General features: G+C 67.3%; 1 protein-coding gene. It reads right to left on the bottom strand.

Annotated features, from left to right (window positions below; translation table 11 throughout):
- A partial coding sequence (locus ACODRW_RS24430; RefSeq protein ID WP_488906944.1) for a contractile injection system protein, VgrG/Pvc8 family occupies positions 1–300 on the bottom strand: 300 nt, incomplete at both ends.

Genomic DNA, 300 nt, shown 5'->3' with positions numbered 1-300 from the left:
CCGCGCCGGGAACGATCTGGCGTTGGGCGTTCCACTCGGTCAGGCCGTCTTCGGCCTCGGTGGCGTCGCTGCGGTGGAAGCGCACCCGCTCGACGCCGGCCGGCGGCAGACTGTAGGGGTCGTCGAAGGCGACCAAGCGCACTTGTGGCGTGTCGCCGTCCAGATGGTCGAAACGCCAGGCGTAACCCTCTTCATGCAGCAGGCGCACGATGAAGTCGTAATCGGATTCGCGGTATTGCAGACAATAGCTGCGCGGCGACGCCGGGCCGGTCTTGAAGTCCTGGGCCTGCACGCGGGCGA

It is taken from the genome of Chromobacterium sp. FG89 (genome assembly GCF_057808735.1).
Note: the sequence above shows the minus strand (reverse complement) of the source record. Positions and strands in the feature narration are given on the sequence as shown.